The organism is Halorarius halobius (assembly GCF_024298865.1).
In the GTDB taxonomy this organism is placed as follows: Archaea; Halobacteriota; Halobacteria; order Halobacteriales; family Haloarculaceae; genus Halorarius; species Halorarius halobius.
This window is the reverse complement of record NZ_CP101161.1, coordinates 1537984-1563977: the sequence shown is the minus strand read 5'-3', so window position 1 is coordinate 1563977 and position 25994 is coordinate 1537984. Positions and strand designations below refer to the sequence as shown.

Below are 25994 nucleotides of genomic sequence, written 5' to 3'. Positions count from 1 at the left end.
GTTAATCGTTTCTCAACCGTCGGCATCAGACCTTGACGCCGACAGCGTGGGATGGCCTAGTCATCGGTTATCTCCGTCAGTGGTGTCGACGGTCATCGCGCGTCAGCTGCGTCGTCGTCGCCGACGTCCAACTCGTCGAGCCCCGCTCCTGCTTCTTCGATGTCGTAGTGCTCGTGGACGACGGGGCGGAGTGCCTGGAGGACAATCTCCGCGGCCAGCGGCGAAATGTCCATATCCTCGGCCATCAGCCGGTGGGTCACCTCGCCGCGCTCTCGAGCGACCGCGTAGGTGAGCGCCGTTGCGAGGCCGGCGACGCCGTGCCGATCAATGTAGGTGTCGATGTCGGCGTCCGTCTCCCGTCGCCCAACGGCGTCGATGAGCGCCGGCGTAATCGTGTACTCGCGGTCGCCCGCGGCCGTCGTCACTGTCAGGTCGATCTCCCGAGTAGCGTATTGGCGTGGCTGTTCGTCGTCGGTGACATCGATAACGCCGGCATCGACGAGCCGATTGACGTAGCTGTAGGCGGTCCCCTGGGCGAGCTCGAGGTCGTCCATCACGTCCTGAACGGTCGCTTCCCCTGTCTGAGCGAGATACGCGTACAGCCGGGCGAGCTGTGGCTCCTCAAGCAGGTCCGCAACCGAGAGGAAGTCGCGGACGATCTCGCCGTCGGCGCGGTTTAAGATGCGTGACACGGGTCGTTCTTGGTTACAGTTTACAGCGAATAAGTAAAGAGCGTTGGGGTCACTCCACCTGCGTCACGACGAGATGCTCATCGGAACCGCGGTTCAGAAGGTGGATTATACGCTGGACAGGCGCAATACCACGGCCTTCAGGCCGTGGATACGCGCCGGCACTTGGGAGGGTGTCCACGTTCGACAGCACTCTGAGTTTCAGAATGCTGGCGTTTAACTGACAGGCCATCCTACAATGGCATAGGAATCGGTCGGAACGGAGCGGATTCCGAACCGTCCTACGGAGGCGGCCTGTCCGCCCACGTAACGAGGCAGTATCCGAAAGGGTAGTCGGTGAACGCACATTCTAGAAGAGTGTGTCTATGCCGACTGCTCAAAGCGAGTCAGACGTTACCCCCGAGTCCGCTGACACCTGCTGGCGTCCCCGTGGCCAAAACAACACCGGGACGCCGTACACGGTTGAGGATAGGGGTAACGGCCACTTGGTATGGCCAGCAGTCCACCAGTTCGACGCTGTGGGACTACCCGTGCCCGAAAAGGCTGGTAGTCCGGTGATTGGACTGTGAACCTGAAACTCCCACCGCTCGGGATTCCTCCGCGTTTACGCGGAGGAGGATATCAACCTCGCAGTCGTCGTCGCGGAGCGTGAGTGGCTCGTCGAGCGAGACGACGCAAGTACCGCAGCGGAGTGAGGAGCGCAGCGAGTCACAGCCGACGAGCGCCGCGGGGCGTTCCCAGCCCCCAGAGCCCGACACCTGAAGTAGCAGCCCCGACACACCGAACCAACATGCCGACCGACAGCTCACTGTTCGACGACCTCCCCGGGCCGCCCCTCTACGTCTCCGCCTCCCCCGAGTACACCCGCCGCTACATCGACCATCGCCTCACCACCGACACCAACGCCGACCTCCTGCTCACCGACGCCCTCCTCGACACGCTCGACCGCGACAGACTCACGATCAGCAAACTCCAGCAGCTCCTCGACGACGGAGCGACCGTCCATACGTTCGAGGACGACACCGTCGAAACCGCCGTCGTCGCCGACGAATGTGTCCGGGTCGCCACACCGACACTGGCAGCCACCACCGCCGAGCCGTTCGTCACGACGACGAACCCCACGCTGGCAGACGCCTATAGAACTCGCTTCGAGGAGGCCACAGCCCTCGAGAAGCCGGTCGCGCCAGCCGGTTGGCACGACTTCCTGAGCGACGCCGAAACAACCCTCAGCGGCCCGTTCAGGGACGCGATCGAAACCGCCGCCGAGATGTCCGACCGAGTCGGCACCCGTTATCAGTCGGTCTCGCTGCCCGGACTGCTGTGTCTCGCGGCGGCCGCCCACGACCACCAGCAGAAGGAACTCGACACCCTGATTGATACGCACCCGCTCGTCACCACCGGCACTATCTCGAACATGGCCCACGACCTCGAAGCGGCGGGCCTCATCAACCGGGAGCCCGTGTCAGATGCCGGCCGTGGTCGCCCGCCGAAGCGCCTCGTTCTCGAGGAGCCACTCGACCCGGAAGAGTTCGCCGACGCACTCCGAACGAGCCTCGAGTAACGGGGACAATAGGTGTGTCTTCCATGGTAGGAAGACACGGATGAACCGCTGCGGTTTGCTTGCCGTCGCCGCTGCACTCGTGCTTTCGGATAGATGACGGGCTCGCTACGAGCGGCGGGCTATTTCGCCACGTTCCCACCGTGTTCGGTCGTTTTCGACACCGAGGAACGCTCGCGGTGGTAATAATACTCGACGAGTATCCGCAGGACCACTGCACCGTAGGCCGCCACGCCAAGAGCGATCCCGACGAACAGAAGCCCGATAGCACCCGGGCCGGACGTCTCACCGCCGATCTGAACGATGAGCACGTAGAATAGCCCGGGCGCGGCGATGGCCACGACCACTTCGGTCGCGCGAACCACCGTGTACCCGCGTCGCGCCGTGAGTCGAGCCCCGGGATCGTCGGCTCGCGCAAGTCGGTAGCCGGCCAGAAGCGCCTCACCAGCGACCACGACGGCGAGAAGCACAGGGAAGAACGCGAGCAACAGCAGGCCGGTCAGTTCCTGCCCGGGCAGAACCCCGACGAAGCCACCTACCGCGAACGCGAGGGTGCCGATAATCATGGTGAGCTTGAGGCCCTGGAGGGGCTTCTCGCGGACGAACGAGGAGGGCATGGTGTCACATAGTATTGAATATCGAATAAGTCCTCTGCACGGGATCATGGATACCCCGGGGCATCGCGACGGTACCTCTACTAGTCCGAGGAGAATCACATTCCATCTCTGCGTTGTATCGACCAATTTAGCCTAATCTAGTTGGGAAGAACTCCCCCCGGTGTTGAGATGGTCAGATTCTGGCAACCACGTGCGGGATATTTCCGCAAACAGGTTTCTACCCCTGCTGCCACGTGCCTCTGTCGAGAGACGAGCGGTCATGGAAGAACGTTCTCCATCTCTCGAACCGCGCGGGCGGCGCGTCTTTCACAGAGTTTTCTACACGAAACAGAGATGACTATCGGGTCGCTCTTCGGCCGAAGACAAACACGAGGAGGGCAAGCAACGCAGACCCCGCGATTGTTTCGAGGACTGCTACCAGCCGCGCCAGTCCCGCAGGCTGCACATCGCCATAGCCGAGTGTGGTGAACGTGACAATGCTGAAGTAAAAGCTGTCGGCAAGTGTTTCAAACACGGTATTCGTACTATATGTGATTACCTGGCCATCTGTCTGGATACCAAAAAGAGGGTATAAGAGCCCACATAAAGCAATAATTATAGCTGTCGTCCCGACGACTCGCCACGGGCTCTCGCCGTAGAGGAGTGTCGCTCTGGCAACTTTCGCACGACTCCACCGAGCGCCTGCTATGAACCGTTCTTCGAGGCTCGCATCATCTGCTGTCGCATCGTCCCAATAGGCCTGCTTCTGGAGGTCTTGGCGTCGGACGAAGGACCGAGCCTGTAACCGAGGGCGAGCGTGTTTACCGCCGAGTTCTTCCAAAGCCCGGTAGACGCTTTTCGCCTTGTCCACGTCTGCGTGTTCGCTCTCCTCCTCATAGTCTGGGTCATAGACACAGGTCGGTCGTGAGCGGATAGCCGAGAGGGTGTGTGGGGAGGAGTCGCTATCGTCAGTGGGATGACCAAGGAATTTCGTATCGTCGTCGATACGGACATCTCCAAGCACAGCCCCGTTCAGTTTTGCGCCACGTAGATCTGCACCGAATAACGTCGCTCGACTCAGAAGAGCCGACTCAAGATTGCCAGCACAGAGACTCGTCTCGGCGAAGGTTGCGTCCGTCAGGTCTGCTTTTTTGAATTGAGCCCCATCGAGTGTTAAATCATCAAAAAAAGGATCACCATCGAACTCAACCTTACTGAAGTCGATAGCACTCTCAAACGTTGTATTTTTGAAGACGGCACTACCCCCGAACTTTGCAGAGCGTAATTCGGCATCGCCTTCAAACGTTACATCTCGGAAGTAGGAATTCCCTCTAAATTTTGAATGGGTGAAATAAACCCCATCCTCAAACCTTGCATCCGTGAAGTCGATGTCTCCCTCGAACGCTGTACTTCTAAAGCCGGCACCGCTTTCGAATGTTGCATCTCCGAATTCGGCGGTATACTCGAAACTTGCAGCATCGAATTCAGCGAAGCCTCTGAATGTTGCACTTCCAAATTCGGCAAACCCCTTCACCGTTGCACTTCTGCAGAGCGCGTCACCCTTGACTATTGCACTTCTGAAGTGGACGCTGGCCTCGAATGTTGTACCTGTGAAGTCTGCATCGCCCCCCAGCTCCGCACCTCCGAAATGGAGGTCATTCTTGAACATTGCATCTGTGAAGCTGGCGGTGCTCTCAAAGGTTGTATTCTTGAAGTGAGCAGAATCTCCAAACGTTGAACCTTTGAAGTTGGCATCGCCCACAAACGTTGCACCTCTGAGGGTAGTTTCCCCCCTGAACTCTGCAAGGAGGAAGTTGGTGGTATCGCGACATTTGATGTGGCTCAGGTTAATGGTCGATAAATTAATGACTGAGTCGGACCAATCTAACGGACCAGTAACTTCGGCATAGGCCATCACAAGTTCTCCGTTCTCGACTGTGAGGTCGAGCGGGCTATCACTCAAGTCGAGTACGCCGAACTCGGCGCCGAGGAACTCCAAGTGTCGCTTCTCTGGACAATCATCGCCATCGGCTTTATACAGACTGTTCAAAAATGCGTCCACGACTGCTTCATCGTCTTTCTCCTCAACTGGCAGATGGAATATGCACAACTCTTCGCCCTCCTCAACATCGTGCGGACAAGTCCACACACCATCATCATTCAACACGTCTTCATCAACGTGACACTCGTCACCTTCTTCGCCACCCCACGTTTCGGGATCGTCTGGGTCAAGGACGTACTCGCAGGTTCCATCGACGGATGGCATAGATCCGGCAAGGAGTGGTCAGTTCTTCAAAGTGTGTGACAGAACCAGTCGGACGAAGGCTACTTATCTCTCGGAGAAGCACGTAGGGGATTGCGGAAATCCTGGCTCTGTTGAAATCCTATTCATTCGACACAATCAACCAGATTTTGCGGGGGTATTTGAGCGATGTGTGCTTCTCCTGCATCCTCCACCGACCCGCCCACCACCTACCGCCCAACCGACCAGGGTGGGACTGAAAGGGGCCGGGCGCTCCGGGACGCCCGGCGACGCAAGCACTGCAGCGACCGACGGGAGCAAAGCGCGCAGCGAGCCGCGCAACCGGAGCGCCCGGGGGCTTTCGAAAGCCCGTTCGAGCGACGACACCCAACCTCTGGAGGGAATAAATTCCGAATAAACCAAAGCGTATTTTTCCACCATCCCGTTACGCCCGCCCGAATGGCAGCCGACCACGACTACCTCCGCATCCGCCCGACCGACGACCCGCTCCCCGCGGACCGCATCACCGGCCAGTTCGAACAGCTCCACCAGGCGCTCGATGCGCCCGTCGAGTGGCTGCTCGTCGCCGACGACGAGATCGCCTACTACGCCGGCACCCGGCCCCGGGCCCGCGACACCCTCGCCCGCATCCTCGATCGGCTCACGCCCGACAGCTACCGGATCGAACGCGTCGACACGGACCCGATGCCCGACCTCGATGGGCCACCCGTCGCCGCCGAGCTCCACGGCCGCGGCGACCGCACCGACGACTGGCAGACGCGCCTGCGTCCACCCGCATTCACCGACGCCCCCGAACAACACGACACGGCCCGGGTCGAGGCCGCTCCCGGCCTCCCGCTCGAATCCATCGTCCAGGGGCTGACCGACGCCGACGCCACCGTCGTCTATCAAACGCTCCTGACTCCGAAACCCGACTGGAGCGGCGACGCCGAGTACCGGATTCGCCGCATCGACGACCACCGCGACACGCTCGGCCAGCGACTCTACACGTTCCTGTTCGGAAGCGTCGACACCGACGACGATCGCCACTCGCCGCGCCGCTCCGAGCATCGGCGCGGCGACGCCGGCAGCGTCCCCGGGACGCGTATCGACGCCATCCTCGCGAAATCCGAGCGCCACTGTTTCGACGTCAACGCCCGCCTGCTCGCCGGCGGCCCCGACGCCGAGCCAGTCGTCCGGGACCTCGCGGCCGCCTTTAGCGCCGTCGGCGGCGACTTCTACGAGATCACCGCCACCACCCACACCGACGCGGCGGAACTCCACGAACGGGTCGCCGACGCCGCGACCACGGAACCGGACGCGCTCCGCGACGATCTCACGCGGCGGCTCCCGCTCGTCGGCACCGAGTCCCCACGCATCGTCGCCGACTCGACGACCGTCCCGCATTTCTGCCTGCTCGATGGGGCCTCACTAACCGACAGCGCCCGCCGTGCACTCCGGGCGCCGCCCGCGGAACGAACGGGCACGACGCCACCCGACGCCGACAAACTCGACTACTACGAGACGGGCATGCCGCTTGGCCACCCGCTCGATGCCGACGGCTCGACGCTCTCACAGACTGTCGCGCTCCCACCCCAGCTACAGCCGCTCCACGTCGCGTGGTTCGGCCGCACCGGCTCGGGGAAATCGACCGCGCTCACGAACGCCATCCTCGAGAACCACGCCGCCACCGACGGCGCGGATATCCTGATCGACCCGAAGGGGGATGGGATGCCCGTTGAGTACCTGCGGGCCCACTACGCCGAGTACGGCACGCTCGAAAACGTCTACTACTTCGACTGCAGCGAGTACGTGCCCGCCGTCTCGTTTTTCGACATCCGCGATCAGCTGGCCGCGGGCGTCTCGCGGACGACCGCCGTCCAGAACGTCGTGGACCATTATCTGGAGATTCTGCGGGGCGTCATGGCCGAGGAGAACTTCGACGAGGCCGTCCGCTCGCCGGACGTCATCCAGTATCTCGTGAAGGCGCTGTTCGACCCCGAGTACGGCGCCGACGCGTTCACACATCGTGACCTCCAGCGGGCCGCCCGGCGACTCCGCGAGGAGGGTCAGCCGCCGCAGGTGTCCGATGACGACCTCCAGGGGATGCTCGCGGGCGTCACCGCCAACGATGACCGCTCCTTCGAGATGATCATGCAGGGGGTGGCGAATCGCATCGAGAAGATCCCCGTCGACGACCGGCTCGCTCGCGTGTTCAACCACCAGCCCGATGATGACGCCCCCGCGTTCGATCTCCGCCGCGTGCTCGACGAGGACGCGGTCGTCATCGTCGATCTCGGCGGGCTTCGGACCCGCAGCCAGCGGGCGCTCGCGCTCGTCATGCTCTCGACGCTGTGGACCGCACTCCAGCGGCGGGCCCAAGCCAGCACGGACCCGCCGCTGGTCAACCTGTATCTCGAGGAGGCAGCGACGCTTGCGGTCTCGGAGCTGGTGACCGATCTGCTCTCGCAGGCGCGGGGGTTCGGGCTGTCGGTCACGCTGGCGATGCAGTTCCCCGGCCAGCTGCGCGAGGTCGCACCCCGCACGTACGACGAACTCATGAACAACGTCGGCTCGGTCCTCACGGGCAACGTCGCCGCCGACACCCAGCTCCAGCAGCGCCTCGCCACCGAGGCGATGCCCGCCGACGAGGTCGGCAACCGGCTCCGGGCGCTCTCACGCGGCGAGTGGATGGCGTCGCTGCCGGCGCCGTTCGGCGAGCCACGCCCCCAGCCGTTCGTCATGGCGTCGTTGCCGCTGCCGGCTGGCCACCCCGAGAGCGATACCCCGCTGTCGGACGCCCGGGAAGCCGCCTTCGGGGAGCTGTTCGACGACGTGCAAGACCGGACCCGCAGGAACCACGGGCTCGCCGTCGACGAGGCGGCGGATACCGACACCCGGACCGAGACCACCGCGAGCGAGGCCGGACAGCCGGGGCAGACTGATGGGACGCTGCCGCCGACGCTACAGCTCACCGACCGGTTCCCGAACTGTATCGATGTCAACGAGCCCGCCGGCGCACTCGAGTGTGGGAACTGCGGGTCCCGGCATCCACCCTCGAGCGAGGGCATCCGGAACGCTATCGACTGCTGTGCGAGTCTCGACCGGGTCGATCGCGACGAGATCCCCGTCTGTGACGTGAGCCTGCAGCTCTCGCCGGGCGAAGTCGCCGACAGCGACTACGATGTCGGCCAACTGCTCTTTCTCCAGCTCGTCTACGACGCCGGCCACCAGCGGTTCGACCCGACCATCGAGTACGATCTCTGTCGGGACAGCATGGTCCGGCTCCGCGAGTACGCGGGTCTCGATCCGGAGGCCGTCGAGCAGCTGTGCGAGGACGGGCTTCTCCGGCAGGACTGCGAGCGGCCGTTCACGCTGTACACGGTGACGCCGGCCGGCCGCGACGAGATCGAGGTCGCTCACGCTGGGGGTGTCGGCCACGGCGACGGCGTCGGCGATCTCGGCGAATCGACGCACCATCGGCTGATGGTGCTGTACGGTCACCAGCTCGTTCAGGAGTCGTTCGTCGCCGATCCGGATTCATCCGCCGAGACGGCCCGCATGTATCACCAGGTCGGGAACGAGCGACTCGACGTCGCGGGGCTGGACGCCGACGGCGACGTCGTCGTCGCGCTCGAGGCGGAACGAAACACCAACGACACGGCACGGGCCGTGCTCGATGACTTCGATACGATGGCCGACTGTGCGCCCGCTGCAGCCATCTGGCTCTGTGATGGGCGGGCAACGGCCCACGACGTGCTCGATGCGCTCAACGACCCGCTCGTCGGCCCACAGCGTGTCGAGAAATCCTACAGTCGGAACACCGCGCCGACCCGCGTCTCGATCGACACGGCTGGGTTGACGGAGATGCGGACGCTATCTGGCGTGATCGACGCCGTCGACGAGCGGCCCTCTGCGACCGAGTGAGCCACTGTTTCGACTGGAACTGTTTTCGGCGGTGTGAGCTGGATCGACCCCTCGTCGCCCCGGTGTCGACAGGCGCCAGCCCCTCTGTTGATTGAACATTCGGCCGTAGAATCCGCTGTAACTGTGATTTCGGCCGATGTGGAGCTTCGTTATCCAGCGATGCTGAGAGGTGATGTGAACAGCATCGCAATCGCTCTCGAGAATCGCATTGCAGATGCCTGGAGGCGGGAGTTCAGACGATGTCGAGATACGCATATCCGAATATCGAAAGGAATTGAGGTGGACGACGAAATTCCCTGACGTGATGACTGTGTTCAGATATGAGCGGCGTCTATTCCGGCAGAGTAGTCGGATTTCGTATGCGTACCCCAGTTCTGTATTCACCCCAAATATCGTAATAGCGGCTGTTTCAGTGCCTATCTGGGCGTATTTCTCGTCTCGGTCGACTGTTCGATATGGTGGCCGTATGGACTATAATATTCGGCGTAGCAGTGCTGTACAGCCAACTGTTCACGGATGCAGGTGAACGGTGCTGTCGATCGAAGCGAAGTGGGGACGCGAGTTCTGCAAGCTACGTCTATTCGGCCGATATCTGTATCTTCAGGCCTGTTACGTCCAACTGTCCAAAATTGTGTCGGTGACCGGAACCCCGCTGGACGCGAAACGGGGGTTGGTTGTTCGCTCCACGCTCGTGGGAGGTTGTTCACAGCGGATTTTCGCGCTAAGTGTCCGCATCACCTGTAGCCCGATCCAATAGAAGAGAAGCATAGAATAGGGAATCTCCACTCGAAGTAAAGGCGGGTGGGAACGCTTGGAGTGAGACTCCCGCCCGGACCAGCCAAACCTTCAAACACGAATACGGCACCAGAGACCCTGACTGATGTCTGGTCCCGATCAGCCGACGGCGGCGTCCGACCACGATCTATCCGCCGACGGCTTCACCGGCGACACGTCGAATCCACCGACTCGGACGGGTCGCTGTGGCAACTCTCGGTCGCGGACTACCCAGCCATCCTCGCTGGCCGCGAGCGGAAGTTCCAGTGGATCGTAGCGGGTACCGTCTCGTAAGACCTCGCTCGCCATCGCCGTCGACGTGACGGTCAGCCGCAATCGCGGGACGATGACCGTCGACGGAAGGTCCCGACCCACACCGGGCCGGACAGGAGCGGCAGCCACGTGAGAGCCATATCACGACTGCGGCAGTGATTCGTCCTCGAGGACGGCGACCCGGTCCTCGGAGACGTCTCCGATGTAGCCGTCGTAGTCGAACTGGACGGTAACGTCCGCGTCGGATCGCTCCTCGGCGTGGTCGACGAGCGATTCGAGCGTCTCCGTGTCGACGTACTCCATCAGCTGCAACTGGTCGACGTCGGCGAGATCTCCAGTTCCGAGACGATTCGATACGTTACTTCCGGATGCCCCAATAGTCGGGAACCCTACCCACGACGGATAGCTCCCGAGGACGGCTCTCCGGATCAATAGGCCATTTTTCTCCCTAACGGACAGCGGCCGCGCTCCGCTCCGAGAACAGTACGACGGACGCGAGACCACGCAAGAACTCTCACGCCGCCGTTCAAGTATTTAATTAATTGTAACTAGCCGAATTATAAGTAATTGAATAATCATTGAGACAACCCCCGGATAAGCACCACCAGACAAACAGAGAGTGATAGACAGAAAAACGCGTCCAGGTACCTCAAAACGACGATTCAGTGAGGTTAAGAATCCGACGCGACACAAGCGATTCGGCCCTGATCACCAACGCGTATTACGAATATATCAATTTAACATGGTTCCAGCCGTCGAGACTCGAAGAGTTGTATAGCATCTTAGACGTGTGTTTCTCGACACGTACTGGCGACTCGAAGCGAAGAGGGATGGATCTGTATTTACAAACTATTATATATCGAAGGCAGAAGTCGACGCGATCTGTTCGGTCGCTGCTCGGCCGAGAACACTCCGCCTCGGTATCGGCATCAACTGGAACCCGAATCGCGGGCCGCCGCCGGGCAACGGCGGTCCGTCATCGGGACAGGGGTGACACCCTGTTGCCGAACAGACAGTATCGGAACAGCGGACGACCACGCGAGGCATGGGCCACCATGGAATCGCCTGTGTCACTCCACTGTACCGACAGGTATCGGGTGAATCCACACCAGCATAAATGTATTGGGAAGAGGAACCCTCACCGGACACAGAGATTCGAACACTGCGGGAAAGCAGGAGATCGACGAGGCGCCAGTCCCCGCACCAACATTGATAATTGGTAGTTGCAATACGGGTGTATGGAGCAGATATTCGCACCGTGGCGAATAAAATGGGTCGAGCAGGACGATGCCGGGCGAAACGCAGGGCTAGACGGCTGTGTGTTCTGTGAACTGCCAAATCACTCGGACGACGACGACGTGCGGATCCTGGCGCAGACCGAACACGCGTATATACTCCTCAACAACTCGCCGTACAACCCCGGACACCTGATGATAATCCCGTTCGAGCACACCCCCACGCTTCACGACCTCCCGTCGGCGGCATACACCGAGTTCGCACAACTCCAGCAGACTGCCTCTCGACTGCTCGACGCCGCATTCAGACCCCAGGGGTTCAACGTCGGGATGAACATCGGCAGTGCTGGCGGAGCCTCCGTTCCTGACCACGTCCACGCCCATGTTGTGCCACGTTGGGATTCGGATACTGGATTCATGCCTGTCACCGCCGACTTGACAGTGATTGCAGAGTCGCTGGATGCCACCTACACCCGCTTGAGCAAGGAACTCCGCGAACTCGACGGAGTTTCAATCGAGAGCCGTCCGGATCTTCCTCATCTCTTCATTTCGTGCTAACACTCGTCGGCCCGAATCCGGCGAAAGCCCTGCGCCACAACAGATAATACCCCAACGGTAGAGACTCCTTCTGGATGGTCGAGACAATCGTGCAGTCGTGCCAAGAGGTGGGCACTCGGACCGTAGCGCTCGCGCTTGAGACACCGAGAGAGTTCGATGCCCTCCCTGGACAGTTCGTTCTCGTCCGGGCGATGATCGACGGTACTGAGGAGACCGGCTACTACACTATCTCGTCACCGACCACGGACGACAGTTTCGAAATCACGGTACAGGTCACCTCTGACAGCGCGCTCGGGACGTGGCTAGCGGACCGAGAGGTCGGTGACCCTATCGAGATAGACGGGCCGTTCGGTGATGTCCAGTACGCGGACAGGAACGATGTAGTGGTGCTGGCGGCCGGGCCTGGTATCGGGCCAGCTGTCGGTATCGGTGAACGCGCACGGGCGACAGACCACGACGCGACGCTGCTGTACGAAGGCGACGATCCGGCCCACGCCGACCGCCTCACCACGCTCGAAGCGGAGGGAGCTACTGTCGTCCTCGGAGTGTCCGATCTGACGGACCCGCTCGAAGAGATTGACGGGGATAAGCAACTGTTCGTGTTCGGGTTCGCGTCGTTCGTCGACCGAGCGACTGCAGCAATCAAAGCTGCGGGACTCGATCCCGATGCCGCCGAGGTCGAAAACTTCGGTCCCGAGTGATACTGCAAACGCTCTGTCAGTCCCCGAGCAACTCGCCAGCCTGCGCGCCTGACAAGCGACGCACCTGACGCCTGCACCCATTCGTTCGAGGATATTGAACGTACAGACACCGACAGCCGTGCCAGTCTGACTATGGAATCCGACTCAGAGACGTTTCAGGCCATGAGACGGGCGAAGACCCGAATATACCCCTGAGACACTTGTCGCGATCGATTCGATATCGTTGAACGGTTTCGGCGATGGTTCACTCACCGTTCGAAAAAGAACCTCAGATCGATTCTTGGTGGGATAGGGGGCCGAGAGGGCGGGATTTGAGATGAGACCGCGTTCGGCTCGAATAACACTAATACGATTGTTATTCCCAAAAGAACCCGCGAACCGGACAGATACCCAGAGGTGTGACGGTCAGACACGTATCGTTCGATATTATTGGACAGGAGACCATCAGACGCAACGGCCGACGAGCGAGCTGCTACGCATGCCTCGTTCCGAGAGCAACCCACTTCGACCATAATGTATATTGAGACGGCTGTTCATCGGACGAGCAACATGGTCCAGCTTTCGGACGAGCAGCAGATGATAGTCGACTCCGCGAGGCAACTCGCGGAGTCGGAGTTCGCGGATAAGGCGTTCTCCTGGGAAGGCGAGTTCCCCTGGGAGAACATCGAGGTGCTCGCTGACCACGGGTTCCTCGGCATCAACTACCCCGAGGAGTACGGCGGCGGCGGGATGACGGAGTTCGAGGCACTCTTGCTCATCGAGACGGTCGGTCGGGTCTGCCCAGATACGGCGATGGCACTCGTCGCACAGCATTTCGTCTCTCCGCGGGCCGTCGCGATGTTCGGGTCGGAGGAAGCCAAACAACGATACCTCGAACCCGTAATCGAGGGAGATGCGCTCCTGTCGATAGCGATGTCGGAACCGCAAGCCGGGTCTGACGTGCAGTCGATGACCACCACGGTCACCGAGGAAGGCGGTGAGTTGCTCCTCAACGGCGAGAAGATATGGGTCAGTCTGGTTCCGGAGGCGACGGCGGCGGTCACGTGGGCGAAGTTCCCCGAAGGCCTGGGGATGGTCATCATGGACTTCGACGCCGATGGCGTCGAGATAAACCAGCACTTCACCAACATGGAGAACCAGACGCAGACGCAGTTCTACATGGACGACGTCGTCATCCCGCCGGAGAACGTGCTCGTCCGGGAGTCGGGCCAGTTCAAGCGGATGCTTTCGTCGCTCAACTGGGAACGGCTCGGCGGCGCCGCCATCGCCAACGCGATAGCGATAAACGCCATCGACAAGGCGCTGGACCACGCGACGACCCGCGAGCAGTTCGGGCAACCCATCGCCGACTTCCAGGGCATCGAGTGGAAACTCGCCGACATGGTCGCCGAGGTGGAGATGTGTCGGGCCATAACGTATCAGGCAGCGATGAGCGCCATCGACAACGACGGGACGCCCGACAAGATAGAGACCTCGATAGCGAAGTTCCGCTCGGCGGAGATGGTCGAAGAGGTCGTCAGCGAGTCGTTGCAGATTCACGGCGCGAACGGCTACCAGAAAGGCCACCCGCTGGAGTATCTCCACCGGATGGCTAGGGGCCGGCGGATCGCTGGCGGCACGCCGGAGGTCCAGCGCAACTCCATCAGTCAAGGGCTGAAGCGCAACGGCTACCAGCCCCGGTACCTGCAGTGACCACGAACGGTGATCCGCCCCGGAGCACGGACACCTATTAGTGACGGCTGTGTGAACGCACGACATGGAGTTCGGACTGGGGCTGCTGACCGCACAGCGTGCGGATGCAACCAAGAAGACCCACGAACAGGTGTTCCGGGAGACCGTCGATATCGCACAGGTGGCCGAGGACAGCGGGTTCGACGCCGTCTGGACCTCGGAACACCACTTCTTCGACGACGGCTACCTCCCGTCGGTGTTTCCGCTGTGTGGGGCACTCGCTACGGCGACCGAGACGATCGACATCGGCACGGCCGTCGCACTGGGGCCGCTGTACGATCCGATTCGGTTCGCCGAGGACGCGGCCACAGTCGACCTGCTCTCGGGCGGCCGACTTCGCGTCGGCATCGCTAACGGCTACGTCCGCGAGGAGTTCGAGGTGTTCGACGTACCGCTGTCGGAGCGGGCGCCCCGCGTCGAGGAGTTGCTGGAGATCTGCCGCGGAGCGTGGACGCCGGGAGCGTTCTCACACGAGGGGGAGCTGTTCCAGTATGACGATGTCGACGTGGAGCCGAAGCCCGCACAGGACGGCGGCCCGCCCGTCCTCCTGGGCGGGATGTCGAAGCCCGCAGTGCGCCGCGCCGCGCGGATGGCGGACGGCCACATCGGGTTCGTCTACTACCCCGACGACTGGGCCGAGCGGCTGACGTACGAGCATTTCGAGCGCAACGTCTCGCTCGCCGAGGCGACCCGCAACGACGACGACCCGTTCTCCGTCGTGTTGATGCAGTTCGCACACGTCGCGGAGACCGACGAACAGGCCTGGAACGAGCTCGCACCGCGACTGGTCGCCGCACGGCGTGCGTACGCCAGACAGACCGAGTCGGGCGACGTCTCCGACTGGGATATCGACACGATGAGCGACGACCGGCTCGACGCCCTCCGCGAAGGAGCGCTGGTGGGGTCACCGGAGACGGTCATCGAACGGCTTCGAGAACTCGACCGGATGGTCCCCGGCGAACTGCACGTCATCCCGCGGATGGTGTTTCCGGAACTGTCCGCGGACCGGCTGACGGAGAACGTACAGCGGTTCGGTGACAGCGTCGTCGCCGAACTGTCGTGACCCGTCGCGGGATCGCTACCGTTCTTGTACGCCCGGTACCCTGTCCGCGAACCGGTTGACGATGTCCCGCCCCTCGACGAACGCGTAGCCGTGGTCGGCGGCGTACCGCTGTGCCTCCTCGGGAGCGAGCGCCTGGCCGCTCTCGTCGTCGAGCATCTCACACACCACGATCGCGGGGGCGATGTCGGTGACGTTCGCCAACGCGATCGATAGTTCAGTATGCCCGCGCCGGTCAGCGAGAAGCCCCTCGGCCGCACGGAGCACCGGGACGTGACCCGGAACGCGGAACTCCGCGCCGAACTCCGTCTCCGCAGGGGCGCGAGCGGCCGCCGCCAGCGACGTGATGGTGTGTGATCGGTCGTTGTCGGTGATGCCGGTGTACGTGTCGCGGTGGTTCACCGACAGCGAGAACGATGATCGCGAGTCGTATTCAGGGTCGTTCTTCGTGGCGGGGTGGTCGAGTTTCTCATGCAGGAAAGATAACCCGAAAGCATCGGCGACATGGGACGGCACAGCGACACAGATCAACCCCCCGGCATCGTTGCGCATTCGTGCGACAGTGCGTGGCGTCACGCTCTCGGCCGCGACGACAAAGTCCGTCTCCCCCTCGCGGTCCTGTGAATCATGGATGAGCACCGGCTCTCCAGCTTCGAACTGGGAGATGGCGACGTCGAGGTCGGTCATTCTTCAGCCCCGGGTAGTCGCCCAACCGTGATGGTCACGCCATCGCCATCCTCCACGGCAAGCGCCTCCCGGAGCCGCTCCGTAGCGATGAGTTCGATGTACTCGTCTCCATGGTGTGTCCGGTCCGGGTCAAGGATGTGTGCCTCCGCAATGGTATCACCGGCCGCCGTGACCGTGGCCGGATAGCAGGAGGCGGCCCCGTACGTCCGTCCATCGCTTTCCCATTCTTCGATCTGGACTGCGTCGAACGTCTCCAAGACGGCCCGTGATGGAACGTCGCTCTCGTCGATACGCACGTTGAACGTCCCGGGGAACGGCTGGTAGCCGAGTTTCTCTTCGAACTGCTCCATGTAGCCGTCGAGTTGGATGTAGTACTCCCCCTCACCGGCACCGCTACAGACCTCTCCCTCCAGCTCAACGGTCCTGATGGAATCGAATATCTCGAGATACTGCTGGAACTCCGCTTCGAGAAGCTCGATGCCGCGCGGTGTGATAGTCACGCGCATGGTGTTTTTCTCCCGATGCCGTCGGATGTATTCGCTCTTTTCGAGCGACCGGAGCCGACGGGAGGCAGTCTGGGCGGAGATCTCCAACTCCTCTGCGAGCAGCGAACACGACAGTTTCGCGTCTGCCCTGACCGCCCCCTTCTTCGCGAGATGTTTGAGCGTCGCCAGTTCGTCGTACTTGATAGAGGCCGGGGTGTCAGTGTCTGTTACGAACATGGGTGAGTCTCCTAACGGTATGGGTGGGTGTACCAATAGTGGTAATCCTTAATAAATCATTCCCCATGCTGATATATCTCGCTCGACGTTGAGTTGAACAGCTCCGACGGCGTCGGACGGGTGACAGCCGTCCGGCCACAACTGAAGATGCCTCAGGCAGGCGCGTCGAAGGTGAGCAAGTCCCGGGGGTTGTCGACGGTGATCTGTTCAAGCGTCTTCTTCGAAACGCCCCGGTCCCGAAGACGGGGAAGGATGTTCTCGAACAGCAGTGAGAACCCCCCGCCGCCGTACGTCTTCAGCCGCGTCTTCGCGCCGGCGTCGTGGGAGAACAGGAGGTTCTCCGCATGTCCATCCTCGATGAGCCCGTGAACCGCGTCGGTACGCCAGTAGTCAGAGGGGAACGCGTCTTCGAGATGCGGGAGGTAGCCGTCGAGTCCCCAGAGGTCGTACTCGATGTAGGCGCCGCGGTCAGCCACCTCGCGCTGGGCTTCGGGGTCCGCATGTACGGTCCGGTCCATATGACAGAGAACGACCCGCTCGGGCGCCAGCCCCTCTTCTTCGACGATGTCCAGGATGTCCAGCCCCCACCGGGCCGTCGAGTACTCCCCACCTTTCCGGCTGTGGTCGGTGCGGCCAGGCGGATGGATGGTCAGCGGAGCGCCGGTCCGAACTGCGGCACGGGCCGCCGCCCGAAGGACCGTCAACTCGTCAGGCTCGATGCGCCCACTGAGTCCGATCTCGCCGATGATGCCGGCACGGATGTCCGTCTCTCCGATGCCGTTGCGGACATCATCGACGAACTCAGCTTCGAGTTCCTCGACTGTTGCGTCCGAGACGTAGTCGGGATGGACTCGCTGCATGTAGTGGGCTGTACCGTGAATCATGTTCACTCCCGTTTCCCGCGAGACGGCACGGACGAACTCCGGGTCGCCACTGACGTTCTTCGGCGTCACGTCGACCATCGTGTCCCCCCCGACCTGATTGAAGTATCCGACTTCGGTCACGGCGTCCTCGAAGGAGTCGAGCACGAAGTTCGCTTCGTGGCCGAGCGGGTTCTGGTCGATGAACCAGAGGTTATCCAAGGAGACAGGGTCGGTGGCGATCGATCGCTTGTACGCGCTCTCAGGGGGGCTGTAGAGTGCCTCGGAGAAGTCGCACACGAGATGTTCGTGCGGGAGCGTCAGGCCGAGTTCCGACGGCTCTAGTCGCCCATCCACGGTTACGGCGTACCCAGTATCGTTGCTCATTTCTGAACCGTGTGTGTCAGGGCCCCGCGAATACTTAAAATTTATGACATCGTACATGAGTTCACGTGTTGTATTTAGCTCCGATGAAGCCGAACGACCGGCGCTAGGCAGCACCGGTACGCCGACGCGCAACCGTGGTGCCCAGCGACTCACTCACCGCGGCTGCTGTCACCGGCGATCGAGAGCATACGGGTTAGTTGGGATCACGGCCGGTCGGGAAGTTCGGCTGCTCGCCGTTCTTGAACGCCTCGACAGCGTGGGCATGGTCTGGGTGGTGCATCGTGTTCCGTTCGAGCGCGAGCGATTTGAGCAGGGCGGAGTTGACCGCATCCTCAAGCATGCTGTTGATGGACATCTTCGTGTACTGAATGGCGACCTGGGAACCAGTAGCGAGCTCATCAACCAGTTCGGTCACCTTCGCGTCGAGTTCGTCTGGTTCGACGGCATGGTTGATGAGTCCGAGTTCCTCGGCTTCCTCGGCCGAGATGAGTTTGCCGGTCATGAGGAACTCCTTGGCCTTGTTCGGTCCGATGAGAAGCGGCCAGATGATCCCGCCGCCGTCGCCAGCGCTCAGCCCCACCTTGACGTGGGTATCGCCGAATCGAGCGTCGGTACTGGCGATGACGATGTCGCAAAACAGTGCCAGCGTCGCACCGAGGCCGACCGCATCCCCGTTGACGCGACCGATAATCGGCTTCTCGCAGTTCACCATCCCCTTGATGATGGACTGGGGTTCGTGATAGGAGTACTGTTCGTCCTCATTCATCGCCTTGATGTCTCCGCCTGCACAGAACGCGTCTCCGGCCCCGGTGACCACCACAACTCGGGCCTCGGACTCTTGTGCGTCCTCGAACACGGTCGACAGTTCCTCGTGGACGTTCCGGTTGACGGCGTTGAGACGCTCGGGGCGGTTGAAGGTGATACGGAACACGTCGGAGTCGACGCTCACATCGAGGTGGTCGTACTCTCGCATACCCTGCCAACCTCTCCCACCGATAATCAATCTTTCTGTCGGTTTTCGTCCCCCGCGAGGCGACCCCGCCGCCTGTTCGAGCGGGGACCACGTGCCAGAAGAAGCCCGCCTCGGGTCAGGGAGTAACCACTACCTGGCGGGCCGAAAGAACCATACGACCGTCTCGAGAGAGCCGACGTATGGCAGACAGTTCAGACGTAGCAGTCGTCACCGGTGGGAGTTCCGGCATCGGCCGAGCAGTCGCTGAGCGGTTCGGCGCCAGCGGCGCGTCGGTCGTCATCGGGGATATCGACACCGAGGGAGGCCGCGAGGTTGTGCAGGCGGTCGTTGACGCCGGCGGGGACGCCAGGTTCGTCGAGACGGACGTACGAGAGACCGACGACCTCCAGGTCCTGGTCGATGCGGCCGTCGAAACCTACGGTCCGCTGGACGTGGCGTTCAACAGCGCGGGGGTCGGTGGAGCCAAATCGAGCACGGCAACCATCGCCGAGTCGGACTGGCACCAGGTGCTCGACATCAACCTCTCGGGCGTCTGGCGATCGCTGAAGGCTGAACTAGCACAGTTCGGCGAACAGGACACCGGCGGCGCCATCGTTAACGCCGCCTCCGTTGCGAGCCACGCGGGTATCGCGGGAGCGCCTGCCTACGTGGCCGCGAAACACGGCGTGGCCGGGCTGACACGGACGGCCGCGCTGGAACACCCTGAACACGTTCGGGTGAACGCCGTCTCGCCGGGATACATCGACACGCCGATGTTCCAGAGCGGGGACGCGGGAAGCGACCCGGAGCGACGTGCCGACGTCGCCGCCCGGCATCCGATGGGGCGGCTCGGGACCGCCGACGAGGTAGCAGCGCTCGTCGAGTGGCTCTGCTCCGAGGAGGCGTCGTTCGTGACCGGTCAGACGTATCCGGTTGACGGTGGATATCTGACCGGGTGATCGCGACCCACGAGCTACCGACGTTCGGTCCCGAACTGAAGCCTTAGCCCCTCTTCTCCTACTACCCAATAAACTTATTGTGGATTAACGTTACCCGGTACCATGGGCAGTGATAGCCCCACCCCTATGAAGAGATTAGAGGACATGTACAGGCCACTATCACGACGAGACATCCTCGCACTTACCGGGACAGGACTCTCGGCGAGTTTAGCGGGATGTACAGGCGGCGATGGTGACGGAAACGGCAATGGAAACGGAGACGGGAATGGCGGCGGCGGCGGGGGTGGAGATGGAGACGATTCAAGCCCCACGAACGACGATGGCGGGTCGGACAAGACGGTCCACATCATAACGAAGCAGACGAGTGACGCGTGGCAGAAGCGGTGGAACGAGGAGATAGCCAAAACCTTCCAGAACCAGTCGGACTACAAGCTCAACGTCGAGTTCGCGGGTCTCGCTGGGAACGCCACTGACCGGCTCTCGCAGCTCATGCAGGCCGGTGATCCCCCGGACACCTTCCAGTACGGGTTCGAGGGAATCATCACTGAACTGTTCGGGCAAGGTGCGCTCCAACCGACAACGGACGTCGTCAACGGGATAACGGAGGTCGCAGGGGACCCGATTCCACCGCTCTTCGAAGATACGGACGGCGATTACTACGAGATTCCGATCGGAACGTACGTCATCTCGCTCAATCACCGGACGGACTTCGAGGAGAAACTCGGCCTGTCGGTGCCGACGACGTGGGACGAACTCAAATCGAACGCCAAAGCGATCTCCGAATCCGACGAAATCAAAGCCGAAGGGATGGCGATTCCGGCCGGCGTCAACGTGTACACGTCGAACACGTTCTGGCAATTCCTACGGGCGAACGGCGGCTCCATCTTCGGATGGAAGGACAGGGAGAACAACGAACTCGAGGTGACGTTCCCGAAAGACAAGGTGATCGAGACCCTCGAGTTCTTCGAGGAGATGACGCAGTACTCCCCGGACCCGACGAACATCACCTATTCGAACGCGATCAAGCTCTACACTTCCGGTCGGGTGGGATACGAGCTGTTCCTCAACGCCTGGAACATCGGGATTGCCGGAGCAGTCGCGCCAGAGATATCCGCCAACAGTAACATCGCCGCGATCCCGACGAACGACATCCCGATAGAGGACCTGAACCTGCTGACGTCCTGTACCAACGCCACGTCGTACTACATCTTCGAGAACGGGACGGCACCGAAAGGGGCGGAAGCGCTGTTCGGGTGGATGTACGGGGACAGTCTGGAACGGCACGTGGGCTACAACCTCATGGAGCCGATGCGATACCTGCCGGGGTTCCACGGCGTCCTCGAGTCGGACGCGTATCAGAACTCCTCGTACTTCCAGGAGAACCAGCACCATCTGGAGATAAACCAGAAGCTGGCAAACGACATCCTCAGCCAGTACGACGGTCCGGACGAAGACCTGCGTCCGGAGATCCCGGTGAGCGAATACGCCCGGGGTGGAGATACGATTCCCCGTATGGTGAACGAGTACCTCGTGCAGGGCAAGGACGTGGAGACTGTGTACGAAGACGCAAAAAGCGAGATGGAGGCGAAAGTCGAAGAGGGACGTGAAATCATTCTGTAAAACCGCGGACGATCAGGCTCCGAACGTTCGGTAACGACACGGTGCGGTCGCGGTTCAGTTCTACACCTTCCCATCGACGTCTCGCCCGCAAGCACAGCGCACTGGCGGGGCTGAGAAGGGTTCGGGTACGGTGCCCAGAGAGAGAAACGCCGCGCACTGAGGAGGGGGTGGCTAGTGGATTCGGACGCCGGAGTCGGGGTCGAAGAGCATGATGGAATCGACGTCCAGTACCAGACCGTACTCCGCTTTGTCGCCTTCGAACTTCGGGTCGGTGATGGCGATGACTTCACCGAACTCGGTGTCGAAGTAGCTCATCGTCTCCTCGCCGAGCAGTTCGTCAAGTTTGTGTGTCGCGGCGATTCCGAGCGACTGGTCGTCCTCTACGCCGATTTGCTGTGGCCGGATGCCGAGTCGCACGTCCTTGCCGAGGTAGCCATCGAACGTCTGGGGGTCCTCATGGAGCGTGAACTGGTAGTCTCGCAGGTCGAGCAGGACCGTCCCGTCGTTCTCGCGGAGTGTCCCGTCGAAGAACTGCGTACTGGGCTGTCCGATAAAACCACTCACGAACTCGGATTTGGGGTCTCGGTAGACGTGTTTCGGCTCGCCCACCTGTTCGAGATGACCGTCGTTCATCACGGCGATGCGGTCGGACATCGTCATCGCCTCCTCCTGGTCGTGGGTCACGTAGAGGACGGGACAGCCGATATGTTCGGTCACCTCCTGGACGACGGGGCGGAGGTCGCGTTTCAGCTTCGCGTCCAGGTCACTCATCGGCTCGTCGAACAGGAAGATTTCAGGGTCACGGGTCAGCGACCGACCCAGCGCCACACGCTGCTGCTGGCCGCCCGAGAGGTCGGCGGGCCGCTTGTCGAGTTGGTCGGTGATCTGGAGCAGCTCCGCGGCCTCCTGAACGCGCTCGTCACGGGTCTCCTTGTCGGCGCCCGCGATTTTCAGCCCGTAGGCCATGTTCTCCCGGACACTCATGTGTGGATACAGGGCGATGTCCTGGAACAGCAGCGCGATGTTCCGCTCTTGGACCGGGAGGTCCGTGACGTCCCTGTCACCGAAGTCTATCGTGCCACCCGTGGGCTTCTCCAGGCCGGAGACGCACCGGAGCGTCGTCGTCTTTCCACAGCCCGACGGGCCGACGAGGGTGACGAACTCCCCGTCCTCGATGGTGAGGTCGATGCCGTCGATAGCCACGATCTTCTCGCTGCCTGTACCGAACTCCTTCGTCAGGTTCTGGATATTGATTCTCGACATTGTGTGTTAGAGTGAACGGATTTCGAATCCCTTCAGCAGGTAGCTCTGGAGGGAGTACGCGAACACAAGCGCTGGGACAGTCATCAGCAGCGATGCTGCCATGATCTGTCCCCACGAGACGTTGTACGACCCGAGCACGATCCGAAGGATGCCCGGTGCGAACGTAGTCATTTCGCTATCAGGGAGCAGGACCATAGCGAACGTGAAGTCAGTCCATGCGAGTGCGAACGCGAACAGCGCGGTGGCGACGATCGCCGGCTTGCACTGTGGAAGGACCACGTCGACGAACGCCCGCTTGCGTGAGGCGCCGACGACCCACGCGCTCTCCTCCATCGACTCCGGGATGGTCTGGATGTACTTCCACATGAGCCAGACACAGAACGGCATCGAGATGGCGCTCAATGCGAGTATCAGCCCGACGTGGGTGTTGATCAGGTTCAGGTTGCGCCAGATGAGGAACAACGGAACCCCAAGCACAATCGGGCTGAACATGTATCCGAACAGGAGAAACCGGGCGAAGTTGATCTTGTGTTTGAACTCGAACCTGGCGAGCCCATAGCCGGAGATGGTCGACACGATGATGACGAAGACGATGGTCCCGACGGTTACGATGATGGAGTTGATGAAATACTGGGCGATTTCGCCGGTGAAGACGACCTGCAGGTTCTGCAGCGTGAAGGCGTCGCCCCTCGGTAGCCACGACAGGCCCGCGAGAATCGCGTTTCGTGTCTTCAACGCGTTCTGCACGATCCAGTAGATCGGGAACACCCCGATGGCGGCCATCAGTATCGCACTCGCGTACAGGCCGATTCTGTGAACGAGGTTCTCGGTCCCGAAGTCCAGCCCGAAGACCCCCGTCGGCTCGTTCGAACTCATGTGTCCACCTCATCGCTCGGATCGAACAGTCTGAAGTAGAGGAGCCCACCGACCGCGAGGAACGCGAACATCACGACGGCGATGGTGTTCCCCAGCCCGTAGGCGCCGTCCTCGAAGGTGACCCGGTAGGCGAGCACCGGCAGGGTCGTCGTCCCGTAGCCGGGACCGCCCTGCGTCAACATCCAGATGACGTCGAACTTGTTGAACATGAACACGGAGCGCAGGAGCACGACGACGAGGATGACCCCGCGGATGCGGGGGAACGTGATGTCACGGAACATCTGCCACTTGTTGGCCCCACACACCTTCGCGGCCTCGTAGAACCGCGGCGGGATGGACCGCAACTGTGCCAGCGTGAATATCGTGACGAACACCGAGAACTTCCAGGAGCCGATCAACACCACGACCGGCATCGCCCACTGCTCGACGCTGAACGCCGAGAGGTTGCTGTCCCAGAGATTCAAGAAGCCCGCGCCGAAGCCGTGCAACACGCCAACGTACGGGTCGAACATGAGGAGTCCAACGAGCACGACGACGATGGTGGGAATGAGGTAGGCCGTGAAGATGACTGCCGTCAGGAGCCGTTGGCCGACGGTGATCTGGTTCAGTACCAGCGCCATCCACACGCCGACAGCGAGCTGGAACAGCGTGCTAGAGACCATGTACACGACCCCTCGTCCGAGCGACTGCCAGAACTGCTCCAGACCGAGAACCTCGAAGTAGTTCTGTATCCCGACGAACGTCCAGTTCGGGTTCACGAGTCGGATGTCGTGGAACGACGCGTAGATAGCGAACGACACCGGCATGAGGAAGATCAGCGTGTATAGAAGCAACACGGGGAGGACGCTGAGCACCCCATAATACCCCTCGTTTTCGAGCCGTATCGACATTCGGGAGAGAATGTCCGTGTTCGTCACGTCCGACGCGTTTTCACTTGCCATGGTCGTCCTTGGTAGAGAGATGTCACACCATCATTAATCTAATGGTCATACACTCGGGAATCGCCGGGGCGAAAATAGGTGACGTGGCGCCGAAACCGGACCGAAGAGAACCGCGTGGTTCCGCTATCGGAAACGGGGTGTCGCCACTGACCCCGAGGCCGTATCTGAAGTGGTAACGGAGAGACACCGGCGAACTGCGGTCTGGGGACTCGACAACGTTCCAGGGGAAACGAACACGCAGACTGCCAGAGGACGCCCGCGTTCGAGGAGAGGGTTCGGCGATGGCTGGGGGCCGCCACCACTACATTTATTATCTCACGATAAGAGGATGTACTTCATGGCGTACACGTGGCAGCAGCCACTCGTTCGAGGCGCAGAATGAGAGCAAACCACAGCGCCGTCAAACAGCCACACCGGCGCCAACCTGTCTGATAACTATGCCAAGGGATTCACTAGCGGAACTCCAGTCAAGAGTCGGCGGAAGCAGAAAGACGGTCGAGGGATTGAAGATCGAGGCGGGCAAGGTCAAAGAGTTCGCACGTGCCATCAAGGACGACAACCCGGTGTTCTACGACGAGGAGGTGGCACAGGAGCGGGGCCATCCCGCTATCCCGGCACCGTTGACGTTCACACGGACAGCGTACTTCCCCCGATATCGTGCGAGCGGGATTGGACTGGACTTCGGCTTCGACCTCGGAATGGACCCGGAGTACATCGTCCACGGCGAACAGTCGTACGAGTTCAGCCGCCCGGCCTACGTCGGGGACACTCTTACCGGGGTGACGACGTTCCGTGACGTCTACCAGCGCGATGGGTCGACCGGTGGGGAGATGACGTTTGCAGTGTTCGAAACGGAGTACCGGGACCAGCATGGGGACCACGTCCTCACGGAGCAGGCGACGCGGATCGAAACCGACGGCGCCATCGACGAGGACGATCCATGAGCGATGGGCAGAATCAGCTGGTAGCCGGACAACTCGAAGTCGGTCAGACCGGTCCGAGCCTCGTCGTCGACGATCTCAGCCGGAAGGACATCGTCAAGTACGCCGGGGCGAGCGGTGACTTCAACCCCATCCACTACAGCGACGCGTACGCGAAGCAGGCGGGGAATAAGTCCGTGTTCGCCCACGGGATGATGTCGGCTGGGTTCGTCTCGAGACTGCTCTGTGATTGGTTCGGCCTTGGGAACATCACGCAGTTCTCTACCCGGTTTCAGCGCCAGGTCTGGCCGGGCGACACGCTCACCGTTCGCGGCCGGATAACCGACCTCGATCGCCGTGCCGAGTCCGTGATCGTTACCGCCGAGGTGACGGTATCGAATCAGGACGACCAGACCGTCATCGACGCACAGGCGTCGTCGACGGTCCCGTACCAGTAATCCCG

22 protein-coding genes are annotated in these 25994 nt (G+C 61.5%); 10 read left to right on the top strand and 12 right to left on the bottom strand.

The features are described 5' to 3' along the window. Positions 1-92: 92 nt before the first annotated feature. On the bottom strand, positions 93-692 hold the full coding sequence (locus tag NL112_RS08175) for a helix-turn-helix domain-containing protein (RefSeq protein WP_255152184.1): 600 nt from the start codon (positions 690-692) through the stop codon (positions 93-95). Positions 693-1479: 787 nt separating this feature from the next. Between NL112_RS08175 and NL112_RS08170 the strand changes: the two genes are divergently transcribed. Then, positions 1480-2250 (top strand): transcriptional regulator TbsP domain-containing protein, encoded by a 771-nt coding sequence (locus NL112_RS08170; protein WP_255152183.1) that lies wholly within the window; start codon positions 1480-1482, stop codon positions 2248-2250. Between the two features lie 119 nt (positions 2251-2369). On the opposite strand, the gene NL112_RS08165 is transcribed toward NL112_RS08170, so the two are convergent. Further along, positions 2370-2864: a hypothetical protein gene (locus NL112_RS08165; RefSeq protein WP_255152181.1), complete on the bottom strand. Its 495-nt coding sequence runs from the start codon at positions 2862-2864 to the stop codon at positions 2370-2372. Between the two features lie 337 nt (positions 2865-3201). Further along, positions 3202-5109 carry a pentapeptide repeat-containing protein gene (locus NL112_RS08160; RefSeq protein WP_255152180.1) on the bottom strand — a complete coding sequence of 636 codons (1908 nt, stop codon included), beginning with the start codon at positions 5107-5109 and terminating at the stop codon, positions 3202-3204. A 435-nt stretch (positions 5110-5544) separates the two neighbouring features. Here NL112_RS08160 and NL112_RS08155 point away from each other — a divergent pair, with 435 nt between their 5' ends. Then, positions 5545-9012 carry a type IV secretory system conjugative DNA transfer family protein gene (locus NL112_RS08155; RefSeq protein WP_255152179.1) on the top strand — a complete coding sequence of 1156 codons (3468 nt, stop codon included), beginning with the start codon at positions 5545-5547 and terminating at the stop codon, positions 9010-9012. A gap of 894 nt (positions 9013-9906) precedes the next feature. On the opposite strand, the gene NL112_RS08150 is transcribed toward NL112_RS08155, so the two are convergent. Both NL112_RS08150 and NL112_RS08145 read right to left on the bottom strand, forming a co-directional pair. Next, positions 9907-10161 carry a hypothetical protein gene (locus tag NL112_RS08150; RefSeq protein WP_255152178.1) on the bottom strand — a complete coding sequence of 85 codons (255 nt, stop codon included), beginning with the start codon at positions 10159-10161 and terminating at the stop codon, positions 9907-9909. A 39-nt stretch (positions 10162-10200) separates the two neighbouring features. Continuing rightward, the gene (locus tag NL112_RS08145) at positions 10201-10362 is read right to left on the bottom strand and encodes a HalOD1 output domain-containing protein (protein ID WP_255152177.1); all 162 of its coding nucleotides are present in this window, start codon (positions 10360-10362) and stop codon (positions 10201-10203) included. 935 nt (positions 10363-11297) lie between these two features. Between NL112_RS08145 and NL112_RS08140 the strand changes: the two genes are divergently transcribed. From NL112_RS08140 to NL112_RS08125, 4 genes are all read left to right on the top strand, one after another. Then, complete coding sequence (locus tag NL112_RS08140; protein WP_255152176.1) at positions 11298-11852, top strand: HIT family protein; 555 nt, start codon at positions 11298-11300, stop codon at positions 11850-11852. A 74-nt stretch (positions 11853-11926) separates the two neighbouring features. After that, a complete protein-coding gene (locus tag NL112_RS08135) occupies positions 11927-12553 on the top strand; it encodes an FAD-dependent oxidoreductase (protein ID WP_255152175.1) in 627 nt (208 codons plus the stop codon). Between the two features lie 549 nt (positions 12554-13102). After that, positions 13103-14245: an acyl-CoA dehydrogenase family protein gene (locus tag NL112_RS08130; protein ID WP_255152174.1), complete on the top strand. Its 1143-nt coding sequence runs from the start codon at positions 13103-13105 to the stop codon at positions 14243-14245. A 64-nt stretch (positions 14246-14309) separates the two neighbouring features. Beyond that, positions 14310-15347: an LLM class flavin-dependent oxidoreductase gene (locus NL112_RS08125; protein WP_255152173.1), complete on the top strand. Its 1038-nt coding sequence runs from the start codon at positions 14310-14312 to the stop codon at positions 15345-15347. A 15-nt stretch (positions 15348-15362) separates the two neighbouring features. Here the strand turns inward: NL112_RS08125 and ribB are convergent, their stop codons facing one another. The 4 genes from ribB to NL112_RS08105 form a co-directional block, all read right to left on the bottom strand. Continuing rightward, entirely contained in the window at positions 15363-16031 is a 669-nt protein-coding gene (gene ribB, locus NL112_RS08120) for a 3,4-dihydroxy-2-butanone-4-phosphate synthase (RefSeq protein ID WP_255152172.1), read from the bottom strand. Next, positions 16028-16753 carry a CTP-dependent riboflavin kinase gene (locus NL112_RS08115; RefSeq protein WP_255152171.1) on the bottom strand — a complete coding sequence of 242 codons (726 nt, stop codon included), beginning with the start codon at positions 16751-16753 and terminating at the stop codon, positions 16028-16030. The genes ribB and NL112_RS08115 overlap by 4 nt, the downstream gene beginning before the upstream one ends. 152 nt (positions 16754-16905) lie before the next feature. After that, positions 16906-18000, bottom strand: a complete 1095-nt coding sequence (locus NL112_RS08110) for a phosphotriesterase family protein (protein WP_255152170.1) — start codon at positions 17998-18000, stop codon at positions 16906-16908. Positions 18001-18193: 193 nt separating this feature from the next. Further along, complete coding sequence (locus tag NL112_RS08105; RefSeq protein WP_255152169.1) at positions 18194-18973, bottom strand: enoyl-CoA hydratase/isomerase family protein; 780 nt, start codon at positions 18971-18973, stop codon at positions 18194-18196. A 179-nt stretch (positions 18974-19152) separates the two neighbouring features. Between NL112_RS08105 and NL112_RS08100 the strand changes: the two genes are divergently transcribed. Together NL112_RS08100 and NL112_RS08095 are read left to right on the top strand one after the other, a co-directional pair. Then, on the top strand, positions 19153-19911 hold the full coding sequence (locus NL112_RS08100; protein WP_255152168.1) for an SDR family NAD(P)-dependent oxidoreductase: 759 nt from the start codon (positions 19153-19155) through the stop codon (positions 19909-19911). 102 nt (positions 19912-20013) lie between these two features. Next, positions 20014-21531, top strand: a complete 1518-nt coding sequence (locus tag NL112_RS08095; RefSeq protein ID WP_255152166.1) for an ABC transporter substrate-binding protein — start codon at positions 20014-20016, stop codon at positions 21529-21531. Positions 21532-21702: 171 nt separating this feature from the next. On the opposite strand, the gene NL112_RS08090 is transcribed toward NL112_RS08095, so the two are convergent. From NL112_RS08090 to NL112_RS08080, 3 genes are read right to left on the bottom strand one after another with little or no spacing between them, the layout of a single operon-like run. Next, positions 21703-22794, bottom strand: coding sequence for an ABC transporter ATP-binding protein (locus NL112_RS08090; RefSeq protein ID WP_255152165.1), 1092 nt, complete (start codon positions 22792-22794; stop codon positions 21703-21705). Positions 22795-22800: 6 nt separating this feature from the next. Further along, complete coding sequence (locus NL112_RS08085; protein WP_255152164.1) at positions 22801-23670, bottom strand: carbohydrate ABC transporter permease; 870 nt, start codon at positions 23668-23670, stop codon at positions 22801-22803. Beyond that, on the bottom strand, positions 23667-24611 hold the full coding sequence (locus tag NL112_RS08080) for a carbohydrate ABC transporter permease (protein ID WP_255152163.1): 945 nt from the start codon (positions 24609-24611) through the stop codon (positions 23667-23669). Before NL112_RS08080 ends, NL112_RS08085 begins: the two co-directional genes overlap by 4 nt. Positions 24612-25048: 437 nt before the next feature. Here NL112_RS08080 and NL112_RS08075 point away from each other — a divergent pair, with 437 nt between their 5' ends. Both NL112_RS08075 and NL112_RS08070 read left to right on the top strand, forming a co-directional pair. Further along, a complete protein-coding gene (locus NL112_RS08075; protein ID WP_255152162.1) occupies positions 25049-25555 on the top strand; it encodes an FAS1-like dehydratase domain-containing protein in 507 nt (168 codons plus the stop codon). Continuing rightward, entirely contained in the window at positions 25552-25989 is a 438-nt protein-coding gene (locus tag NL112_RS08070; RefSeq protein WP_255152161.1) for a MaoC family dehydratase, read from the top strand. The genes NL112_RS08075 and NL112_RS08070 overlap by 4 nt, the downstream gene beginning before the upstream one ends. Positions 25990-25994 lie beyond the last annotated feature (5 nt).

Coding starts and splice junctions, on each gene's coding strand:
- NL112_RS08170 (WP_255152183.1), top strand. CDS start 1,480: ATGCCGACCGACAGCTCACTGTTCGACGACCTCCCCGGGCCGCCCCTC.
- NL112_RS08165 (WP_255152181.1), bottom strand. CDS start 2,864: ATGCCCTCCTCGTTCGTCCGCGAGAAGCCCCTCCAGGGCCTCAAGCTC.
- NL112_RS08160 (WP_255152180.1), bottom strand. CDS start 5,109: ATGCCATCCGTCGATGGAACCTGCGAGTACGTCCTTGACCCAGACGAT.
- NL112_RS08155 (WP_255152179.1), top strand. CDS start 5,545: ATGGCAGCCGACCACGACTACCTCCGCATCCGCCCGACCGACGACCCG.
- NL112_RS08145 (WP_255152177.1), bottom strand. CDS start 10,362: ATGGAGTACGTCGACACGGAGACGCTCGAATCGCTCGTCGACCACGCC.
- NL112_RS08140 (WP_255152176.1), top strand. CDS start 11,298: ATGGAGCAGATATTCGCACCGTGGCGAATAAAATGGGTCGAGCAGGAC.
- NL112_RS08135 (WP_255152175.1), top strand. CDS start 11,927: ATGGTCGAGACAATCGTGCAGTCGTGCCAAGAGGTGGGCACTCGGACC.
- NL112_RS08130 (WP_255152174.1), top strand. CDS start 13,103: ATGGTCCAGCTTTCGGACGAGCAGCAGATGATAGTCGACTCCGCGAGG.
- NL112_RS08125 (WP_255152173.1), top strand. CDS start 14,310: ATGGAGTTCGGACTGGGGCTGCTGACCGCACAGCGTGCGGATGCAACC.
- ribB (WP_255152172.1), bottom strand. CDS start 16,031: ATGACCGACCTCGACGTCGCCATCTCCCAGTTCGAAGCTGGAGAGCCG.
- NL112_RS08115 (WP_255152171.1), bottom strand. CDS start 16,753: ATGTTCGTAACAGACACTGACACCCCGGCCTCTATCAAGTACGACGAA.
- NL112_RS08110 (WP_255152170.1), bottom strand. CDS start 18,000: ATGAGCAACGATACTGGGTACGCCGTAACCGTGGATGGGCGACTAGAG.
- NL112_RS08105 (WP_255152169.1), bottom strand. CDS start 18,973: ATGCGAGAGTACGACCACCTCGATGTGAGCGTCGACTCCGACGTGTTC.
- NL112_RS08100 (WP_255152168.1), top strand. CDS start 19,153: ATGGCAGACAGTTCAGACGTAGCAGTCGTCACCGGTGGGAGTTCCGGC.
- NL112_RS08095 (WP_255152166.1), top strand. CDS start 20,014: ATGGGCAGTGATAGCCCCACCCCTATGAAGAGATTAGAGGACATGTAC.
- NL112_RS08090 (WP_255152165.1), bottom strand. CDS start 22,794: ATGTCGAGAATCAATATCCAGAACCTGACGAAGGAGTTCGGTACAGGC.
- NL112_RS08085 (WP_255152164.1), bottom strand. CDS start 23,670: ATGAGTTCGAACGAGCCGACGGGGGTCTTCGGGCTGGACTTCGGGACC.
- NL112_RS08080 (WP_255152163.1), bottom strand. CDS start 24,611: ATGGCAAGTGAAAACGCGTCGGACGTGACGAACACGGACATTCTCTCC.
- NL112_RS08075 (WP_255152162.1), top strand. CDS start 25,049: ATGCCAAGGGATTCACTAGCGGAACTCCAGTCAAGAGTCGGCGGAAGC.
- NL112_RS08070 (WP_255152161.1), top strand. CDS start 25,552: ATGAGCGATGGGCAGAATCAGCTGGTAGCCGGACAACTCGAAGTCGGT.